The sequence below is a fragment of the Cohnella cellulosilytica genome (genome assembly GCF_042431195.1).
Classification (GTDB): Bacteria; Bacillota; Bacilli; order Paenibacillales; family Paenibacillaceae; genus Cohnella; species Cohnella cellulosilytica.
The window spans coordinates 14,260-34,369 of the sequence record NZ_JBHMDN010000006.1 but is presented as its reverse complement, the minus strand read 5'-3'; the positions used below and the strand labels follow the sequence as shown (position 1 = coordinate 34,369).

Genomic DNA, 20,110 nt, shown 5'->3' with positions numbered 1-20,110 from the left:
AATGAACGGATAACGGGGCGGGGTTGTCCGCCTATCTCCCGCCGCCGATCTCATTCCTCCTGCTTGCCGGCTTCTCTCGCTTGCCTGCGATAATCGTTGGGCGAAAGCCCTTCGAACTTCTTGAAGGTGCGCAGGAACGTCGTGCGGTCGAAGATGCCGACCTCCTTGGAGATCGCCGCGACCAGCAAGTCGGTGTCGCGAAGCAATTCCTTGGCCTTGTCGATGCGCAATTCGCTGATGAAGCCGGTAATATTGACGTCGTAGGTTTCTTTGAACAGTCTGGAGACGTATTTCAGCGAGACGCCCATCTCCTCGGCGATTTTCTCCAAATGCAGATCGGACGTATAGTGTTCCTCTACGTAGGCCTTGATGGTGGCCGCCAGCTCGCTCGGCTTCCTGGACGGAATTACGTTGGCCGTCCGATCGATGATCCGGTGCAGGAAATCGACCAGCACCCGTTTCCGCTCGGCGTGCAGGGCCGGCAATCTTCCGGGGTTCAGAAGGAGATGTCGATCGTCCGCGGTAAGCAGTCCTTCCGCGTCGATTCCTTGCTCGGACAGAAACCGGCGGCCAGTGGCGTAGACGTTGGCATAAAGCGAGTTTAAGGTATAATGGGCCCCGTCTTTGCGCCGCGCAAGCTCGTCGATCAGTTCGGCTGCGCCGTCTTTGTTGCCGATGCGCAGCAGCTGGAACAGCTTGTTCTCGTCGGCGTATGTGTAGACAAGCTCGCGGGCGGGGTCGTTGACCGTATATTCGACAATTTTATAATCCGGCTCGTCCGTAATTCGCTGCAGCGAAGCCAGACCTTCCCGATAAGTTTGGGCGATCCCCTCGACGCCTTGCCGCACCGTTCCGATTCCGATGTGCAGCCGGCAATATTTCCAGTCGCTGCTGAAGATGTCCACCAGTTCCTGCATGCCTGCCCGGACAGGAGCAATGGAGTCTTCAAGACCCACGTTAAACAGGATGACGTAGAGGGAGTCCCCCGTCTCCAGCACGTGAGCTTTACCATATTGCTTCATTAAACCGTGAAGCAGGTTTTTCATTTTGCTCTCGATTACGATGCGTTCCACGTCCTGAATCTCGATCAGGAACCGTTCCTTGAAGCGGAGACTGACCGCGCAGCAGAGGAAGCCCTCCTGCTCGAACGCCAGGCGGGATCGCATCACCTGCAGCAGGTTCTCCCGCTGTTCCTTGGAGAGCGTGTGGCCCTGCAGCAGCTGGGTCAGGGATTGATCGAGATACTCCTGTGTCATCAGCTCCATCTGGCCGCGATACTCGGACTGGTGATGCAGCAGCCGGTTGATTCCCGCACCGATATGCTGCAGATCCAACGACGAACGCGCGCCCGACGCTTCGCCTTCCGAGCCGCTCTCGAGCGCCTCGCCGATGCGGCGAATCGGCGTATAGATGCGGTAGGAAAATACGAAAGCGAAAACAAGGCTGATCACGCCTAAAATCAGACATAGGCTGACTACGAATTCAAGAATGCCCGAAGCTTGCTGTTTAAAGGCTTCGACCGGCGTCAGCGCGTAGAACGTCCAGCCGATCGAGTCGCTTGCCGACCGTTCGGTCATATAGCGGTTTCCGTCTACCGTGACCTCAATTGCGGCGTCTCTGGAATCGCGCTTCGCCGCAGCGTCCTCGATCCCCTTCAGGACGGCAGTCAGCGCTTGTTCGTTGACGAACTCCGGATCGGAGGCCATAATCAGGCTTCCGTCCTTGTCCGCAACGATAATCCGGCTTGCGCCGTGCTCCAGAATCGGAGCGAACGTGCGCCAGATTTTGTCGACCTGTACGGTCGCCGCCAGAATGGCCCGTTGATCGCCGATCTGGCTTGCGGTCAGAAACGTGATGACGGACTGGCTCCCGAACGAAGTGTTGACCCTCCGCGGCTCGAGAACGTCGACATAACGTACCGTACCGAGCAGACTCGTCCAATACGTCTCATCGTAGCCTTGATAGCTGTAATACTTGGTAAAGTACGGCTTGAAATCGTTAATGCCGCTGCCGTTAAAAACATACTGATCGTCGGCGTAAGCGAACAATTCCTCGACGATGGTATTGACATGGAATTTGGCTTTGGTGAGACTGGCCTGCAGATAGATCAGATTGGCGCGATCCGTCTCGCTCCACTGGCTGCGGGGCTTCAGCAGCTTCAGCACGTTAGAGTCGCTGAAGAAGCTCGTCGAGGTTTCATGGATACGCTGCCAGAAGCTCTCGACCGTATCCGTGGACGCTGTCAGGTTCAAACGCAGCTTTTCCTGGTAGTCCCGCTTCAGACCCGCAACGAAGTTGTTGTAGGTCAGCGCCCCCAACGCGACAAGGGGAAGGAGAAAAGAGAGGAAGGAGAGCAAAATTTTAACGAACAGCTTGTTGACGCGAAAGCTCTCGCGGAATGTCTTCATTTCGCCGCCCTCCCTCCTGCTCTCATCGGATTTTGCGAGTTACTGAACCCGTTTCAAAGCCTCGTTGTAGATGCTCTCCAATTGATCCGATCCCGCCTTGGTCAACTGCTCCGCCCATTGATCAAATTCGGACAGCGGCTTGATTCCGAGAATAAACTTGACCACGTCTTCCTCGAGCGGAGCGATCTTGGAGGTGAGACCCTTGATCAGCTTGCTTTCCTCCGCGGTGAAGGCCGGCGCCAGAGCCGGCGCATACCGCGCGCCCGGATCGTTGACCAGCTCCTCGCCCCAACGAACCAGGTTCGGATCGGACAACTGCTTAAACGGTCCTTCGTCGACGTGAACGGACAACGCGAGCAGGCCTGCGCCGATCTCGGACAGCATAACCCGGGCCGGATCGGTCGATCCCTTGTATTTCTCCAGCGTAGCTTCGGTGATCTGGGCCTGACCGTCGACGATCTCGAAGGTTTCTCCCTCGATCCCGTAATTGGTGACGTTCGTTCCTTCCTCGCCGTACATCCAGTCGAACATGGCGATCACCGCTTCCGGATCCTTCGTCTTGGAGCTGATCGCGTAATTATCGACCAGCCAGCCTTTCGGATAGAGCCAGCCGCGGATTTCCCCCTTAGAATTCTTAAGATAAGGAATGCGATCGAACTTGGCTCCCGGCTCGGTCTGCTGCAAAGCCGCGGTATAGTTGACGGCGAAGGAGTTGTTGTCATAGTAGAAGAACGATCTGCCCGTGCTCATCTTCTCGTCCCAGTTCTGCTTCGTATTGACCGCGAAATCCGGATCAAGCAGGCCTTCGCTGTACAGCTTGTTCAGGTAGGTCAGCACTTCCTTGAACTCCGGTTTGTTTTGCCCGTAAAAATAAGTACCGGCCTGGTCGTCGTAGGTCATCCCGAATCCGCCGCCCATGCCGAAGGCGAAGGCGTCCAGGAAAGCGGGAATTCCGCGGGAGGAGAACGGATAGGAATCCGGGTAAGCTTCCTTCATCTTCTTCAGCGTGTCGTACAGCTCGTCGAAGGTCGTCGGGACCGCCAGATCGAGCTTTTCCAGAATGTCCGTGCGAATCATCGGGGCTTTGCCGCCCTGGATTTTGAAATGCTCCGCAATGGGCAGAGAATACAGCTTCCCGTCGATAAACAGCTTCTTGATCTCCGGATTCGTCTCCATGACCTTCTGGAAGTTCGGCATCCGATCGAAGTAGTCGGAGATCGCCAGGAACATGCCGGTGGTGGCAAACTCCGCCGCATCGCTTGCCGAGACGCCGATGATGTCCGGAATGTTGTTGGTTGCCAGCAGCGCTCTCTTTTTATCTTCATAATTGCTGCCCGGTACCGGCTCCATGTTGATTTTCACGCCCGTCTTCGCGAGGATTTCGCGGATAACGGGTGTGTCCTGCTTAATGGCCTGCGCAGGATTCTCTCCCCGCATCCAGCGAACTTCCACCGTCGGCTTGCTTCCCGAGCCGGAGCTTTCCGCGGGACCCGTATTCCCCGCTTGACCGTTCGAGCTGCTTCCCGAGCTGCAGGCGCTTGCGAGGAGAACCGTGCCAAGCAGCATGCTTGTTAAGACCGTACCCTTTCTAGCCATCTTCTTCGCACCTCTTCTGTGATATTTTATAGTATCAACGCCGGAACATAAACGCAATCGCTTCCCCGCTTCGGCCGGAGGCGCCTCCGGCCGCAATCAGCCTTTGAGGGAACCGATCATCATGCCCTTGACGAAATACTTCTGGATAAACGGATACACCATCACGATGGGAAGAACGGCGATAATAATGACGGCATACTTGATATTCGTGGCCGTTACCGCAGCGTATACTCCGCCCAGCTCCTGCGTCTGGTTGGACATCTCCCCCATCACGACCATGTTGCGCAAAATAATTTGCAAAGGAAACTTGCTCTTCTCGTCAAGATAGATCATGGCGGAGAAAAAGCTGTTCCAATGCCCTACCGCGTAGAACATCGACATGGTGGCGATAATCGGCTTCGATAAAGGCAGCGTGATTTTGATAAAGGACATGAAGTCGCTGGAACCGTCGATATGGGCCGACTCGTACAGCTCATGGGGGATCCCCTGGAAAAAGGTGCGCATGATGATCATGTTCCACACGGCGATGGCCCCCGGGATGACGATTGCCCACATCGTGTTCAGCATGTGAAGCTGCTGCACCAGCAAATACGAAGGGATTAGCCCGCCGCTGAAAAACATCGTAATGACGATAAGCAGCGTGAAAAATCCGCGGCCGTAAAACTCCTTCTTGGACAGCGGGTAGGCGCACATCGCCGTACAGCAGACGTTGATGGCCGTCCCGACCGCCGTATATAGAAGGGTGTTCGCATACGAGCGCCAAATCGACGGATCGTCGAAAATCAGTTCGTAGGTGCTCAGTGTCAGCCCCTTGGGCCAGAAGGCCACCTCCCCTCTCATCACCGCATGCCCGTCGCTCAAAGAGACGACCAAGACGTAATAAAGCGGATAGAAGGTGACGAAGACCAATCCGAGCATGAACAGCACGTTGGCGCCGTCGAACAGATGAGAGCTGAATCCCCGCTTGATCGTGTAACCCCGTTTTTTTACCATAAGCTCGTTTCACTCACTTTCTTGCTGATCGCGTTGCCGATGCTCAGGAAAACCAGCGCGATGACGGAGTTGAACAGGCCTACGGCCGTCGCGTAGCTGAAGTCGCTGGACACGAGTCCGCGCCGGTAGACGTAGGTGGCGATAATATCCGACGTCTCGAAGTTGGCTCCGTTGGAGAGGAGCAGCACCTTCTCGAAGGAGACGGACATAATGGCTCCGATGCTGAACAGCAGCATAATAATGATCGTCGGAGCGATGCCGGGCAGCGTGACGTGCCGGATCTGCTTCCATCGGTTGGCGCCGTCCATTCTGGCCGCTTCGTAAAGCTGCGGATCGATGTTCGTCAGCGCGGCGAGATAGATGATCGAACCCCAGCCGACTCCCTGCCAGATTTCCGAAGAGACGTAGATCGTGCGGAACCAGTCGGGAATCATCAGGAAGTGGATCGGCTTCATCCCAAGAAAATGAAGAAACTGATTCACGATGCCGTCAAAAGAAAGAAAATTGACGAGAATGCCGCAGACGACGACGGTGGACAGAAAATGCGGCAGGTAGCTCACCGTCTGCACGAACCGTTTGAACAATTGGCCTCTGAGTTCGTTCAACAGCAGCGCCAGTATGATCGGTGCCGGGAACGCGAACAGAATCTGGTACAGACCGATCATCAGCGTATTGCGGATAAGCTTGTAGAAGTAGGAGTCGGACAGAAAATCCCGGAAGTATTCCAGGCCCACCCACTCGCTCCCCCATATCCCCTTGAAAACGGTGTAGTCCTTAAAAGCGATGATGATGCCGAACATGGGAACGTAATGAAAGACGATAAAATAAAGCAGCGGAATGGCGAACATGGCGTAGAAAAATCGGCTCTTCTTAATGGATCTCCAGACTTGCCGCTCGCTGGGGCGGTGAAGTGCGGAGGCCTCGACTGTGACGGCTTGCCGGGCTCTCATGGCTCCTGACTCCCTTCGGGGTAACGGGTATCGCAAACGCCTTTCGCTTGCTCATCCTGAGATTAATGACGGGAGCCGTTGGCGGCAAGAAGCAACATCCCGAACACGCTGCATTTTTCTTGATCTGGGCGGGAGGCCTTTTTCTACCTTGATGCAGATTTCCCCTTGGACGCTTATACAGCCCGCTTTTCATGAGAATTCGGTTTAGGTTTACACTTTTCCGGAAATAATGTAAGTTATAATTAACAACTTTCGAGGGGTTATAGGGATGATGAACTTTATTACGGATGAGAAGATTTTGAAAGTGCTTCGAGGGTACAACGACTGGTGGAGCACAAATCAAATATCGTCGGACCTGACGAAACCGGTCAAACGACTGGCTTATTACGAAGCCAAAAAAATATTCGAGCATCCGCAAATTAGAAGAGAAATTATTTTGTCCGGACCTCGTCGCGTTGGAAAGACCACGATCATGTACCAAACCATCGAGGATTGCTTACAGCGGGGGGTTCCTTCAAAAAGCATTTTGTATGTTTCCTTCGACCATCCCATGCTAAAGCTATGCGATATCGGAAGAATACTCGAGGTTTTCCAGAATAACTTAAATCCCGATGAGCGCGAGCTCCACCTCTTCTTCGATGAGATTCAATACGCTCAAGATTGGGATCTATGGTTAAAGACGCTTTACGACCGTAACCCCGGCTTCCGGATCATGGCAACCGGCTCGGCAAGCCCCGTACTTGCCGAGAAAGCAAAAGAGAGCGGCGTAGGCCGCTGGACAACCATCCGTATCCCAACGCTTTCTTTTTACGAATATATTGATCTCATGGAGGTTCCAAAACCGGAGCTGGCCAAGGATACTTTTCCAACCGCACTAGGTTCGTTGGAAGCGGCGAAGCTGGCCCAGGTGATGATGAGTTTAGAGCCCCTGCAAAAACATTTCCATCGCTATTTGCTGGTTGGCGGCTTCCCCGAAGTCGCTATGGCGGACGATGTCCATTTAGCCCAAAAAATCATTAGGGAAGATGTCGTAGATAAGGTTCTGAAACGTGATATGGTCTCCCTGTTCCCCATTCGCAATGTTGCGGAATTGGAACAAATCTTCCTCTACCTGTGTATGATAAGCGGAAATATTGTCGTTCAAGATACCATCGCCAAAGAAGTGGGCGTTTCGAGGCAAACGGTCGCGAATTACATGGATTTTTTGGAACAGGCCAATTTGATTTATATCAGTCCCCCTACGGAGCAAACCGGAAAAAAGGTGCTCAAGGCCCGGCCAAAGATTTATTTGGCGGATGCCGCTATTCGAAATGCCGTACTGATGATCGGCGAGGAAGTGCTCACCGATTCGGATGAAATGGGAATGATTATCGAAACGGCCATCTATAAGCATGTCCATTCCTTTAACTACCTGGACACGACCCAAGTCGGTTATTATCGAGATCCGAAAACGGACAAAGAAATTGACATCATCGTGACCTATCGCACCCTGTCCAAGATTCTGATTGAGGTGAAATACCGCGAGAACACGGGATTGTCCCCTAAGGAAGCAATTGTAGAGTGGGCCAATGACGCGAAAAGCGCGGCTGCAATTGTCGTTACCAAAAACAGCTCGGATTACGGCAACACGAGCCATCCTACCAGAACCCCGATCACGAAAATCCCTGCCTTTGCTTTCCTGTATCTGCTCGGTCATGCGGAATACACAAGGTATTTAGACTCTATAAAGGGAAAATAGGGTCAGCCGCAAACCAAAGCAGCCCACCCCACGATTGAGGCGGACTGCTTTTCGTTGTTTTATGAGGGTTCACCCAACGCCCTTAACCGCCAGAAAATCGTTGACGAGGATCGTGTCGATCCCATGCTTCAAGAAATAGTCGGCTTCCTGCGGATGATCGCTCCAGAATAGATTGCATCTCATCCCGTGATGATGGGCCCGATCGATCATATCCTTCGTCAGGTACAGCTTGCAGAACTGCACCCTCTCGCAATCATACTTCAAGGCGTTCTCCACGATCGTATAATTCATATGCCCTTCCAGACAATTGCGGCTCAAATGGGGGGCGATGTTCTTCGCGGTCATCAGCACATCCTTCTCGCCCGTAATATAGACGTAATCCCGGCAATCGTACTTGTCGATGAGATCGGAGATTTTACGGAATATCGCGGGATCGTAAGATTCGACGGCCGGATTGTTCTCCCATTCCAATTCCTCTTGAATGATGACTTTCTCGTGAGGCCCTTCCATATCGATCAGAATTTGCTCCTTCAACACCTTGCGCAGTTCGAGGCCGCGCTGGCGCATTTGCGGCGACGGCGTGTACCCGGTGTCTACGGACTTCAGATGAATATTCATAATCGTTTTTTTAGCGAGTAAAGCAAGCACTTCCTCGAAGGAAGGAAACCGGGTGCCTTTGAATCGGGGATCGAACCAGGACCCCATATCCAGCTTCCGGATGTCGGCCATCGCAAGCTCGGTAAGCTTGCCCGTCCCGTTCGACGTCCGGTCCACCGTCGTGTCGTGGCAGACAACAAGGTCTCCGTCCTTCGTCGGCCACAGGTCGAACTCGATTTCTTCGGCGCCGAGGGCGACAGCCATGGCGAGAGCGGGAAGCGAGTTCTCGGGAGCGACATTGTTAAAGCCGCGGTGCGAGCACAGGCGAGGATACTTCTGTTCCCGTTCCGATAACACAGGTCCGATTCTCATTGTTCGTACTCCTCTCGGTGGGCAATCAGGTTTTATTTCTAAGCTTAGGGTCGAGCTTATCACGCAACCAATCGCCGGTCAAAGAAATTTGCAGGATCAGCAGCACGATGAGCGCGCTTGGAATAACCGCCATCCACCAGCTCTGCAGCAAGTAATTTCGACCGTCGCTAACCATGACGCCCAGGGACGTCTCCGGAGGCTGAATGCCGAGCCCGATGTACGACAAGGCGCTCTCCAGCAAAATGAAGGAGCTGAGATTCATCGTTGCATAGACGATAAGCGGCGACGCGATATTGGTCAGAATATGCTCGAAAAAAATACGCGCCTTCGATGCTCCGAGAGATCGGCTGCTCTCCACGAAGTTGGCCTCTTTCAGCTGAATGACCTGGCTGCGCACAAGACGCGCGAATCCCGGCCAGCCGGTGACTCCGATGACGATGATCACGGTAAGGGCGTCGGACCCCATAATGGTTGCGCAAATAATGCCGATAAAGGTGGTCGGAACCGAAAGCTGCGCATCGGTAATGAAGGACAGGACAAGGTCGGTGACGCCCCCGTTCAGCCCGCTGAGCACACCCATGACCAGTCCGAATACCGTGGCCAGCACCATGCCGAGAAAAGCGATGATCAAGGAAGTCCGGGTAGCATACAGCAATCGGATTCCCACATCCCGCCCCAAGCTGTCCGTCCCGAACAGAAAGCTCGACTCCGGATCGATAAAGCGCGGAGGCTTAAAGCGGGAGGTCAGTTCGGTATCGGACAGATCGATGGGGAACAGCGCCGGCGCGAGCAGGGCAGCGATCGCGACGAGGCCGAATGTCGTCATCAAGATCAGAATAAACGGTGGTATTTTCATCGGATCTCCTTCAGCTTTTCACCCGTATTCGCGGATCCAGAATCGAATAGGATAGATCCACCAACAGGTTTATGAATGTAATCGAGATACAAATCATCATCACACCGAACTGGACGACGGGAAAATCGCGCTGCCTTGCGCTGCTCACAATGAGCGAGCCGATTCCCGGCCACGCGAACACCGTTTCGACAATGACGGAGCCGCCGATAATCGTGCTGAGCTGCGCGCCAAGCATGGTAACGACCGGGATCAGCGAATTCCGCAAAGCATGCTTGTAGACGACCGCCCATTCGTTCACGCCTTTGGCCCGGGCGCTCTCCAGATAGTCCTGTCCGACGACATCCAGCATGGAGCTGCGCGTGAGCCTCGCCACGCTGGCGGTCGGTCCTACCGCCATGGCAATTACCGGCAGCACATAATGAGCGGCGGTTCCGTAGCTGCCGCTGGGCAGAAGATGCATATACAGGGAGAAGACAATGATCAACAGAATGCCCAGCACAAAGTTCGGGATCGTATAACCCGCGATCGAGAAAGTCATCGTGATCCGATCCCAAAAGGTATTGTGCTTCACGGCGGCCAGCACGCCGAGCGGTATGCCCAGCAGGATGGTCACCAGAAAAACAATCGCACCGAGCGTAAACGTCGCGACAAAACGTTCCGCGAACAGATCCGACACGGGCCTTGCATAATAGTAGCTGTTGCCGGTATCCCCGGTCAGGATGCCGCCGAAGGCTCTGAAATACTGCTCCCACAGCGGAAAGTCGAGGCCCAGATTATGCCGCACTTGCGCGATGGCTTCCTCGGAGCCGCCCTCGCTCAGGATCCAGTCCACGGGGTCTCCGGTCACTCGAGTCAGGATGAAAACCATCGTCCAGACGAAGAGTACGGTTAGAACGGCCTTACCTGCTCTTACTGTAATATATCTCGTCATGAGGCACCTACCTCGTCGTTCACCAAATGGCATGCCGCATAGTGATCTTCACTCACTTGCTTGAATTCGGGCTTGATGTGGCACTTGTCCATCGCCTGCGGGCATCTCGAGCGGAAAGGGCAGCCCGCAGGCGCGTGGATCGGGCTTGGAAGATCGCCTTCAAGAATAATTCTGTCTTTCGCGACAGCCGGATTAGGCTTCGGGATCGCGCTCATTAACGCTTGAGTGTAAGGGTGCCGCGCATTGCCGAACAAATCTCTTTTACTCGCGATCTCCATCACCTGACCGAGGTACATCACCATAATTCGGTCACTGACATGCTTGATTACGCTCATATCATGAGAAATAAAGACATACGTGAGACCCCTCATTTTTTTCAAGGAAGCGAATAGGTTCAGAACCTGCGCTTGAATGGAAACATCGAGCGCGGATACCGGTTCGTCGCATACGATCAGTTCCGGATTCAGCATAAGCGCGCGGGCGATGCCGATCCGCTGTCGCTGGCCTCCGCTGAATTCATGGGGAAATCTCCGAAGCGCGTCGGCGGATAAACCCACCTGCTCCATAATGGGAAGCACGATCTTGTTTTTTTCTTCTTTGCTTAGGCGCTCATGAATCCGCAAAGGCTCCTCGACGATGCGACGAACGTTCATACGCGGGTCCAGAGAGGAATAGGGGTCCTGGAAAATCATCTGGATATTTCGACGCATGGATAGCGGCATATTCGACCGAACCGGCTTCCCGTTTAACCGGATTTCGCCGCCGCTCAGCTCGGCAAGACCCATAATCAGCTTGGCCAGCGTACTCTTCCCGCACCCCGATTCGCCGATGACGCCCAAAGTTTCGCCCCTGTACAGCTTAAAGCTGACGTTGTCCACCGCCTTGACGGTGCCGATATTTTTCTTGCTTATGAACCCTTTGGTCACCGGATAGTGTTTACGGGCTGCTATGACTTCCAGTATCAGGTCATTGTCCATGGTCCGAATCCTTCTCCCGTGCGTATAACCAGCAGCGAACGGAGCGCCCTTCGCCTATCGGAATCGAAGGCGGCTCTTGTTCGCGGCATCGGGTAAAAACATGATCGCAGCGGCTGCAGAATCGACAGCTGCTGACCGGCGCCCGGAAATGGGGGACTTGGCCCGGTATCGCATACAGCTCCTCTTTGTCCTCTTCGAGACTGGGAATGGACGCAAGCAGACCGCGGGTATACGGATGCAGGGGGTTCGCGAAGACATCCGTGCATGTGCCCTCTTCCATGACGACGCCGCCGTACATGACCAGCATGCGGTCGCACATCTCGGCGATCACGCCCATATTGTGCGTAATCAGGATAACGCTCATATTCAGCTCGTCGCGGATTTCGGAGAGGAGCTCCAGGATTTGCGATTGAATGGTAACATCCAAAGCCGTGGTCGGCTCATCCGCCAACATAATTTCAGGCTGGCAGGCCAAAGCCATCGCAATCAGCACCCGCTGCTGCATCCCGCCGGACAGCTGATGGGGATAATCGTCCAGCCGCAGCTCCGGCGAAGGGATATTGACCTGCTTCAGCAAGTGCAAAGCCCTGTCCCGGGCTTCCGCCCGAGACATGGACTCATGGGTCCGTATCGCTTCCTGAATCTGATTGCCGATCGTATACACCGGATTTAACGAGGATAACGGATTCTGAAAAACCATGGCTATCGATTTGCCCCGAATGCCGCGCATTTCCCGCCCGCTCAGCTTCAGCAGATCCTTCCCGTGAAACAGCACTTTCCCGTTTACGATCCGCGTCGTGTTCTTGTCCAGCAAACGGATGATCGAGCGTACGACCGTGCTCTTGCCGCTGCCCGACTCTCCAACGATACCCAGCACTTCTCCCTTGGCAAGCGTAAAGCTCACACCGTCAACGGCCGGGACGGCCTGCTTTCCCGCGCGATAATAAGTTTGCAGATTTTGCACGTCCAGAATGGTTTCCATGGTCCGTCTTCTTCCCTTGTTTACTTGACTTTCAAGTCCGCCGCTCTGAACGGCGTAATCTGATTCGCGGCATAGAACATGTCCCAATCCAGGCCGTCGCGAATGCCGTAGTAATCCTCGGCCTGATAGAGGTAGGTTCCGGGAGCGTACGTATCGAACATTCTCAGAAGCTCCTCGGACAGCTTGTACTTCTCCTGCGGATCGTTCGTCTCCGTCAGCTTCTGACCTGCCGCTTTGAAGTCTTCCGGCATGTCGAGCCAGGTGTTCTGCGCCGGTCCCGAACCCGGTCCGAACAGAAGCCACAGCGCGCCCAGCGGGCTGTCAAAGCGGGAAGCGCTGGACCATGCCCGAACATGCTTGAAATCCCATCCCAGCTTCTCCTTATACACCACTTTGGCGTTAACGCCGATGTCCTTCCACATGTCGACAATCGCTTCGCCGGCCTGGTTGCCGTTCATGTAATAACCGTTCAGCATTTCGATCTCGATCTCGGTTCCGTCATAACCGGATTCTTGCACCAGCTGCTTGGCCTTCTCCACGTCGAATTGAACGCCCGGATAATCTTCCGGCTTGACATACGTGCCCGAGGCTGCGTAGGAATCGAACTGATGGCCGTTCGGAACCGAAGCATACTCTCCCCACAGGGTATCGACCAGGAGCTGCCTGTTCATGCCGATCGTCAGCGCCTGGCGGAATTTCTCGTTGGCCATCGGGCCGCCCGCCGTATTGAATACATAGATATGAATATTTTTGATCGGGGTGCCTACCACGTTAACGCCTTTGTTCGACTTCAAAGCATCGACCATATCCGCCGTTACGTCATTGATAATATCGACTTCGCCGTTAATCAACGCCGTCATTCTTGCCGAAGTCTCGGGATAAACGATCATCTCGATATTCTTAAACGCCGGGGCGTCTCCCCAGAAACCGTCATACCGCGTCAACACGATCTTCTCCGGAGAATAGGAGGTCATCTGGTAGGGGCCGGTGCCGATCGGTTTCGTCTTGAAAGCCTCGTCGCCGATTTCCGTAAGATAATCCTTGGGCACGATGCTGGCGCCCCAGATGGAGCCGAGCCGCTCCAGGAACGAAGAGTCCACGATCTTGGTCTTGAATCTGACCGTCAAATCGTCCACCACCTCGATCGATTCGAGCGTTTCATAGAGCAGCTTGACCGTACCGTCGCCATAACCGTTCAGGAAGCGGTCAAAGGTGAATTTCACGTCTTCCGCCGTGCAAGGCTCGCCGTTCTGGAAGGTCACGCCCTTGCGGATTTTGACCTCCAACGTTTTGTCGTCCACCCAGTTGTAGCTTTCCGCGAGCTGTCCGACGATCTGCCCTTCCTTATTTGTAGTCAACAGCGTATCGAAAATGTTGTAAAAGACTTTGATGCTGGCGATCCCGATGCTGTATCCGGGGTCGAACTGCGTAGACGATGCGGCCAGCGCTACTTTTAACGTGTCGTTATTCGGCGTCGCGACTGCGGAAGACTGGCCGGCCGGCTGGCTCGAACCGGAAGCCTCGCTCGGACTTGCCCCTTGGCTGCCGGCATTGCCGTTATTGCCCGCCGCGGAGCATGCGCTCAGTACAAGGATGATCAACAGCAGGGATAGCATCGTGAACTTGCTCTTCATTGGTAAATCTCCTCCCATTTTTAATCGCTATTTTTAAAAGTTTGAAGCTATAAAAAATAGAGGCCAGCAGAAAAGATTACAACAAATCGTATCGAGCTCCGTTTCGGGACTCGCCGACTTTGTCATAAGGTTTTCTCTAAGCCTCCACCTTATAGCTATTCAATTTGCTGGCTCCATTTACTTGATCTCATTGTATCTCCGGACTTTCAACAGGCCATTAACATCAAGTAAATTGAATGTAAAATAAAATCCGCCAAAACCTCCGTCAACAAATGCGGCAAAATCGGTCCATCGTCTCGATGACGCCCTTGTCCCAGCCGTGTTCGCAAACAAAATCCGCGTAATTCAGCAGTTCGGGGTACGAATTGGATACGGCAGCGCCGATTCCCGCTTCCGTCAGCATCTCCTTGTCGTTCATATGATTGCCGATCGCCAGAATTTCTTCCTTCGGGATCCCCAGCCTCTCTGCGAGCTTAAGCATGGTCTTCCCTTTGTTCTCGCCTTTCTTGACGATCTCAAAAAAGTCCTCTTCGCTGCGAATGAAGCCATTCTGTCCGCTGACGTCCATCCGATGCCGATGCCACAGGGACAAGCTGAGTTCGTACGGACCGACCAATACCGCTTTAAGCGCCTTGATCCGCAGCAGTTCGTCCTTGCGTGCCGGAATAACCTCACAGTTCACTTTCTCTTTGTCGCAAAACCGGTTGATGCCCTGTTCGCTGCCAAATCCGAAAACGTTGTTATGCTCGAATAACAGAACCGCGATTCCGCTGTTCCCGGCCTCTATCAGCAAATCCGCCATTACGTCCGTGGCCAGGCCGGATTCGTAATAGATCGTCGACGGGTCCGCCAGAACGGCGCCGTTGCACAGAATGACCGGTACATGGATCGAAGTCTGCTCTACAATGCGTTTGGTCGCATACCAGTTTCTTCCTGTCGCTATGGTGAACAATCCGCCCTGCTTCGTATACGTCCTTACCCTGTCCATCAGCTCGTCGCTCAACCGGTGACTTTCATCCAGCAATGTACCGTCCAAATCGCTTACAACCAATCGTATTTTGCGCATTTGATCTACTCCGTCGTTTTTTTTGGACAACAACAAAAAGCCTTGCAGGATACCAACGGGACGCAGTCCTTGTGCGTCTGGTACATGCAGGCTTTCTCCGATTCTCCACCTGAAAGTATTCATTTTCCATCTTAGTTCATCTTAATCAGGATCGTTAAGAGGATCGTTAATTCAACGTTAACTTGATGTTAATTTTTGTCGTAAAGCCCGGATTGGGACAAACGGCGTTATATAATACAGGTAAAACGGTACGAGGTGTGCGCCATGAGAAACGATCTATTTCGTAAACACGCGCTTGTTGCGGCCTGCGAGTATCCTCAAATGAAAGCGGCCATCGATTCGGAAGTCGACGCAATCATCTACATGAACGGCGATCTGAACGATATGGTATCCAACACTTTCAAAGAATACTGCCGGCAGAAACGCGTCTTCATCCATATCGATCTGCTGAAAGGGTTGAGCAGCGACAAGGAATCCCTTCAGTTCATTCAGAGATACGTGAGGCCTTACGGCATTGTATCGACCAAGAGCAATATCATCAAGTCCGCCAAAAAGGAAGGGCTGGTCACGATCCAGCGGGTATTCCTGATCGATACGAAATCCTATAACACCTCGATTGAAGCCATCAGCCATAACGACCCGGATTGCGTGGAGGTCATGCCCGCCATAGCCCCTTCCATTGTAAAAAGCTACAAGCAGCAACTGCCGTCCATCTCGATTATTCTCGGCGGTCTGGTCAGCGAAGAAAGCCACATCTCCGAGGCGTTCAAGCAGGGGGCGGACGCGGTGTCCCTGTCGAAAACTTCCTTGTGGAACTATCGTCCGGCTATGAAAAAATGATCCCTAGCGGGATCAACTCACGGACGACTCCTTTTTCTTCTTTTCCGGTTTTCTCTTTTTCGTTACTCCCCCGGAGATACCCGGGGGACGTCCTGGCTTATCGATCTTACTAGAGGGAGTGCTCTTCCGCCAGCCTTAGAGACAGCTCGCGCACCTGTTCGACCTCCAGCCGGAAGGTGGCGTTCATCTCCCCCGCATCCTTGGAGCGGCCGACGATGCTGTCGAGCACCCCTTCGAGCTTCAAATAATACTTGGCGTTGATCGGATACAGCTGCTTCTCCACCCACGACGCCATCGTCAGGATCGGCATCAGCCGCTGCGCATCCTCCCGACGATCTTTCCAATGCCGCAGCAACCAGACGTACAGTTCCGGATGGAAGTTCGCCATCACGCCGCTGTATCCCGAGATGCCGAATTTCAGCGATTCCAGCAAGGTGGTCGTATTCGCATTATAGATTTTCAGCCCGCTGTCCCGAACGGCTTCCATCCGGCTCCTCAGTTGATCCAAATCGCAGCAGGTGTCTTTAAGAAACGCAAACCGTCCCGTCTCCGCGCACCAGCGGAGCAATTCCGGCGTGATCAAGCGCTTGTAGGGATACGGACATTCGTAGAAGCCCAGTGGCAGCTCCCTCGGAAGCCGCTCCAGCAACCGCTCCAGCCTCTTCTTCAGCGTCTCGTCGCTCTCCTCCGGTCCGGCCAGCCGATTCGTAATGAGTACGAGCGCGTCGATGCCGGTCGCGGCCATCGCGTTCAGCTCCTCGATCTGCTCCTCGAAGCCGTCGGCAATATGTCCGGAGGCGATGACCGGCACGCGGCCGGCCGCCCGGCGCACCGTGTATTCCGCGACCTTCACCCGCTCCTCCAAGCTCAGATAGAACATCTCGCTGGACTGACAGACCGCGAACAAGCCGTCCACGCCTCTGTCCAAATACCATTCGATCAGCCGTCCCAAGGCGTCGTAATCGACTTCTCCTCCCTCCGTGTACGGGGTCAGCATCGTCGGCCATACGCCGCTGCGGATCGTCTCGTTCATCTCGGCTCTCTTCCTTCCCTATTTGTTCTTGCGAATCTGAATCGGCTCGAAAATGCCATAAGGATGCACGATGTATTCCGAAGTATACTCCACGCCTTCCGTGCGGAATGATTCCCAGCCCGTTGAAGGAACGGCTCCCCGCGCCTGATGGAACGGCCCGAACAAATTGCGCGGGCTGCCCGCAACTTCGATATCCAAGCGATTGACTCCGCTACGAAGCAGGCCCGTAATGTCCAACCCGTTCGCCGCCCGCCAAGGAACGGCTCCCGCTTCAACTCCGTTAACGGTCACGTCCAGCGTTACCGCCGAATAGTCGCCCATGAACAGGTACGCGCGTTCTCCCGTTTCCATCCGGCAATCGAAGTCAAAGTGATAAACGATACTGCCCGCATAATGAAAATAGCCCTGCAAACCCCAATCCCCGAACCTCAGCCGCTCCGGCTCGGCGACAATCGTCCGCTCGGAACTTACGCCGAAGTCTCCGATCAGATAACAGTCCTCCAACTCCATCCGGTTCAGATAGGCACAGGAAAGAATCAGCTCGTTCTCACCCAAGCGCATTCCCTCCAACCGTACCTTGCGAATGGCCCTATCCACGAACCAGCCTTCCGCCCCGTCCGGCGCCTGCACCCCGTTCAAGGACACCGTGAAGTGCTCGGCCTCCTCCAGCGCCAGATAGACTGGATTCTGCGGCAGCGTCTCTACTCTGAACCGAAAGCGCAGCTCCACGGGCGTTCCATCCCGCGAATGCGGCTCTTCGATCCACTTGTACCGCTGAGGCAGCCCGTTATAATAAATCTGCCGCATGCCGAGACGTTCGCGAATGTCGCGCTGCGCCTGCCAGACGTCCATCTCCCCCGACCAGGGTCCGCTATCCATCCGATATGCGCAGTTGTCCAATACGAGCGCGTTCGGCATCGTCCGGGTGAAGGAGCAGGAGGGACCGAGCGAAGCGTGCAGCTTCACCGCAAAAGGATTCAGCGCCGTCTCCCCGTCGTCGACGAGCGGCGGTGCCGCGGCCGGACTGCCCTCCTTGGAGATAAAGTACAGCTTGGAGCCAGACGGCGGGAAGCTCGCTTCCAGCGCCATTCCGCCGTCCCCCGTCGGTTCCGCGCCGACTTCGAAGACGTCCCCGGTCAAAGGGTTCCATTCCTCCACCCTTCCCGAGAAAGCTGTCGTCAGCCGCACGTTCAGCGCCTTCTCTCGGTCGTTGTTCACGACAAACAGCGTATGGCCGTCTTCCTGTTCTTTAAGTAAATACAGCAATTCCGGGGCTTCGTTCATAAATTCGCTTACGAGACTGACCCGGCGGGGCAGGACATTCTCCAGCGCCGGAACGACCGCCCGCTCGCTCGGTACGACGATCATATTCGGATGCGCGAACAACGTCCGAACGCGGTCGTCCGCCCGCCCTTCGATCATCTCCGGCACAGGAGCTGCGGCGATCGCCCGTCCGCCCGCCTCCAGAAAGGCCTGCAGCAGCCGATACGTGCTGTCCAGCATTGTCCGCATCGCGGGAACGATAACCGCATGATAGCCGGCCTGCCCTACGAACAAGCGATTCGTCTCTACTCGCCCGGCCTCTGCCATAATCGTCTCGTCCCCCAGATCGAAATCGTAGTGCGCGCCGAGCAGCCCTCTCAGGAAGCCGTTGAACTCGTCGCCGTAACGATTGATGCCGGGAATGTCGCGGTCCTTGTTGCGATCGGGGATGCCGTACGGATTCGCTCCCAGCAGCGACCAAGCGGTCGAAGCCGGATGGAGGACGAGCACGTCGCGCACCGCCGTACCCGGCGTCATGACCGCTCCGATCCGCGCGAAGTAATCCTCGACGACGCGATTGCGGTTCCACCAGGTCGTATTGTAGCTAAATACCGGGGGGTAATCCCGCTTCCGACAGCCCTTGAGCGAATAAAGCGCAAGGTGCTGCGAACGCAAATTCACGCCCAGCACGTATTGAAAGTCGCCGACCCACTTCTGTCCCTCGAAGGTAAACTCCCAGCCCGTGCAGCCGTACGTTTCCGTAATGACCCTCTGTCTGCCGTATTGATTGGCCACGCTGGTGCATTGCTTTACCGTGATCGTCTCGTCGGTCTGCTCCATCAGCATGTCGATGCCGGGTACGTGCTGGTAACGGTAGTTCGGCATGATCGCCCCGCAGACGCGCGTCGCCACGCCGAGCTTGTTCTCCCACAGGTAATGTCCGGTGAACAGCAGTCCGTTGTCCTCGCACCATCTTCCGAGCTGTCCGGAGTACGACTCGGAGAACAGCTCGGAGATCGTGCGCCAGTAATCGTGGCGGGCGGCCGCCGACGGCTCGCCGTTGAAGAAAACGTAAGGAATCGTATCCAGCACGTCCGTTCCCCGCTTCTCTCGGTAATAATCAGGAAGCGAATACGTCCACGGCAGCCAGCCTCTGCCTTCGGTGAACTTGCAATGCCGGTCGGCCGCACTCGGCTCGTCCGTGAACACCCCGGCGATCGTCTTGCCGAACTGCTCTCCCGCCGCCTCCTTATACGCTTCGTAAGTCGTCTCGATGAACAGCCGGACGGAATCCGGATTGAGCGTATCGTGCGGAGATTCGTCGTTGAACCATTCGCATGCTTCCGCCACCTCTATCCGCAGCGCGAGCAGCGCTTCCCCTTCGCCCGGCTGCGGGTAGCGGATGCCCGGACGGCATTCCAGCCGCTCGCAGCGGCTTATCTCCATCCCGTCGATCTCGGCCCGAAACAGCGCAACGAAGGACTCATCCGCCTCCGTCGCTTCCCGAACGACCTCGATCGTCAGCCCTTTAGCCCGATAAGCATCGCCCATAGACGGAACGATGCCGCCTGCAGAGCCGGATGGCCAGCGATCCTCGTCATAGATCCACGCAGTCATCCCCCGCTCGGAGGCGGCTTGGACGGCCGTACGGACATGCTCCATCCATTCCTCGCTCATATAGCGGGTTTCCAGCCCGTCCCGCGAATGCATGAAGAAGCCGCCCGCTCCCTGTTCCTTCATGCTCTTGATCTGCCGTTCCAGCTCGTCCCGCTCCAGCTTGTCGTTCCAGGCCCAGAACGGCGCGGAGCGGAACTCCGCACCCGGATTGCGGAACGCTTCCCTCAAACTCGTCGATTCCATTGCTTACCGTTCTC

At 55.0% G+C, this 20,110-nt stretch carries 15 protein-coding genes; 2 read left to right on the top strand and 13 right to left on the bottom strand.

What is annotated here, in order from left to right; translation table 11 throughout:
* Positions 1 to 50: 50 nt before the first annotated feature.
* The 4 genes from ACFFT4_RS02475 to ACFFT4_RS02460 form a co-directional block, all read right to left on the bottom strand.
* A complete protein-coding gene (locus ACFFT4_RS02475) occupies positions 51 to 2,408 on the bottom strand; it encodes a helix-turn-helix domain-containing protein (protein ID WP_378044792.1) in 2,358 nt (785 codons plus the stop codon).
* Positions 2,409 to 2,447: 39 nt separating this feature from the next.
* The gene (locus ACFFT4_RS02470) at positions 2,448 to 4,004 is read right to left on the bottom strand and encodes an extracellular solute-binding protein (RefSeq protein WP_378044790.1); all 1,557 of its coding nucleotides are present in this window, start codon (positions 4,002 to 4,004) and stop codon (positions 2,448 to 2,450) included.
* A 96-nt stretch (positions 4,005 to 4,100) separates the two neighbouring features.
* Positions 4,101 to 4,997 (bottom strand): carbohydrate ABC transporter permease, encoded by an 897-nt coding sequence (locus ACFFT4_RS02465; protein ID WP_378044788.1) that lies wholly within the window; start codon positions 4,995 to 4,997, stop codon positions 4,101 to 4,103.
* Positions 4,991 to 5,947 (bottom strand): ABC transporter permease, encoded by a 957-nt coding sequence (locus ACFFT4_RS02460; protein ID WP_378044786.1) that lies wholly within the window; start codon positions 5,945 to 5,947, stop codon positions 4,991 to 4,993. Before ACFFT4_RS02460 ends, ACFFT4_RS02465 begins: the two co-directional genes overlap by 7 nt.
* Before the next feature lie 268 nt (positions 5,948 to 6,215).
* Here ACFFT4_RS02460 and ACFFT4_RS02455 point away from each other — a divergent pair, with 268 nt between their 5' ends.
* Positions 6,216 to 7,685 carry an ATP-binding protein gene (locus ACFFT4_RS02455; protein ID WP_378044785.1) on the top strand — a complete coding sequence of 490 codons (1,470 nt, stop codon included), beginning with the start codon at positions 6,216 to 6,218 and terminating at the stop codon, positions 7,683 to 7,685.
* A 69-nt stretch (positions 7,686 to 7,754) separates the two neighbouring features.
* Here the strand turns inward: ACFFT4_RS02455 and ACFFT4_RS02450 are convergent, their stop codons facing one another.
* The 7 genes from ACFFT4_RS02450 to ACFFT4_RS02420 form a co-directional block, all read right to left on the bottom strand.
* Positions 7,755 to 8,654, bottom strand: coding sequence for a glycerophosphodiester phosphodiesterase (locus tag ACFFT4_RS02450; protein WP_378044783.1), 900 nt, complete (start codon positions 8,652 to 8,654; stop codon positions 7,755 to 7,757).
* A 25-nt stretch (positions 8,655 to 8,679) separates the two neighbouring features.
* Entirely contained in the window at positions 8,680 to 9,510 is an 831-nt protein-coding gene (locus tag ACFFT4_RS02445; protein WP_378044781.1) for an ABC transporter permease, read from the bottom strand.
* A gap of 10 nt (positions 9,511 to 9,520) precedes the next feature.
* On the bottom strand, positions 9,521 to 10,441 hold the full coding sequence (locus ACFFT4_RS02440; RefSeq protein ID WP_378044780.1) for an ABC transporter permease: 921 nt from the start codon (positions 10,439 to 10,441) through the stop codon (positions 9,521 to 9,523).
* Entirely contained in the window at positions 10,438 to 11,418 is a 981-nt protein-coding gene (locus tag ACFFT4_RS02435) for an ABC transporter ATP-binding protein (protein ID WP_378044778.1), read from the bottom strand. The genes ACFFT4_RS02440 and ACFFT4_RS02435 overlap by 4 nt, the downstream gene beginning before the upstream one ends.
* Positions 11,408 to 12,400, bottom strand: coding sequence for an ABC transporter ATP-binding protein (locus ACFFT4_RS02430; protein ID WP_378044777.1), 993 nt, complete (start codon positions 12,398 to 12,400; stop codon positions 11,408 to 11,410). The genes ACFFT4_RS02435 and ACFFT4_RS02430 overlap by 11 nt, the downstream gene beginning before the upstream one ends.
* A 20-nt stretch (positions 12,401 to 12,420) precedes the next feature.
* Positions 12,421 to 14,034: an ABC transporter substrate-binding protein gene (locus ACFFT4_RS02425; protein ID WP_378044776.1), complete on the bottom strand. Its 1,614-nt coding sequence runs from the start codon at positions 14,032 to 14,034 to the stop codon at positions 12,421 to 12,423.
* Between the two features lie 265 nt (positions 14,035 to 14,299).
* A complete protein-coding gene (locus ACFFT4_RS02420; protein WP_378044774.1) occupies positions 14,300 to 15,100 on the bottom strand; it encodes an HAD family hydrolase in 801 nt (266 codons plus the stop codon).
* Positions 15,101 to 15,364: 264 nt separating this feature from the next.
* Here ACFFT4_RS02420 and ACFFT4_RS02415 point away from each other — a divergent pair, with 264 nt between their 5' ends.
* Entirely contained in the window at positions 15,365 to 15,940 is a 576-nt protein-coding gene (locus ACFFT4_RS02415) for a glycerol-3-phosphate responsive antiterminator (RefSeq protein ID WP_378044772.1), read from the top strand.
* A 109-nt stretch (positions 15,941 to 16,049) separates the two neighbouring features.
* Here the strand turns inward: ACFFT4_RS02415 and ACFFT4_RS02410 are convergent, their stop codons facing one another.
* Both ACFFT4_RS02410 and ACFFT4_RS02405 read right to left on the bottom strand, forming a co-directional pair.
* Entirely contained in the window at positions 16,050 to 16,973 is a 924-nt protein-coding gene (locus ACFFT4_RS02410; protein WP_378044771.1) for a dihydrodipicolinate synthase family protein, read from the bottom strand.
* A gap of 18 nt (positions 16,974 to 16,991) precedes the next feature.
* Positions 16,992 to 20,096: a glycosyl hydrolase gene (locus ACFFT4_RS02405; RefSeq protein ID WP_378044769.1), complete on the bottom strand. Its 3,105-nt coding sequence runs from the start codon at positions 20,094 to 20,096 to the stop codon at positions 16,992 to 16,994.
* Positions 20,097 to 20,110 lie beyond the last annotated feature (14 nt).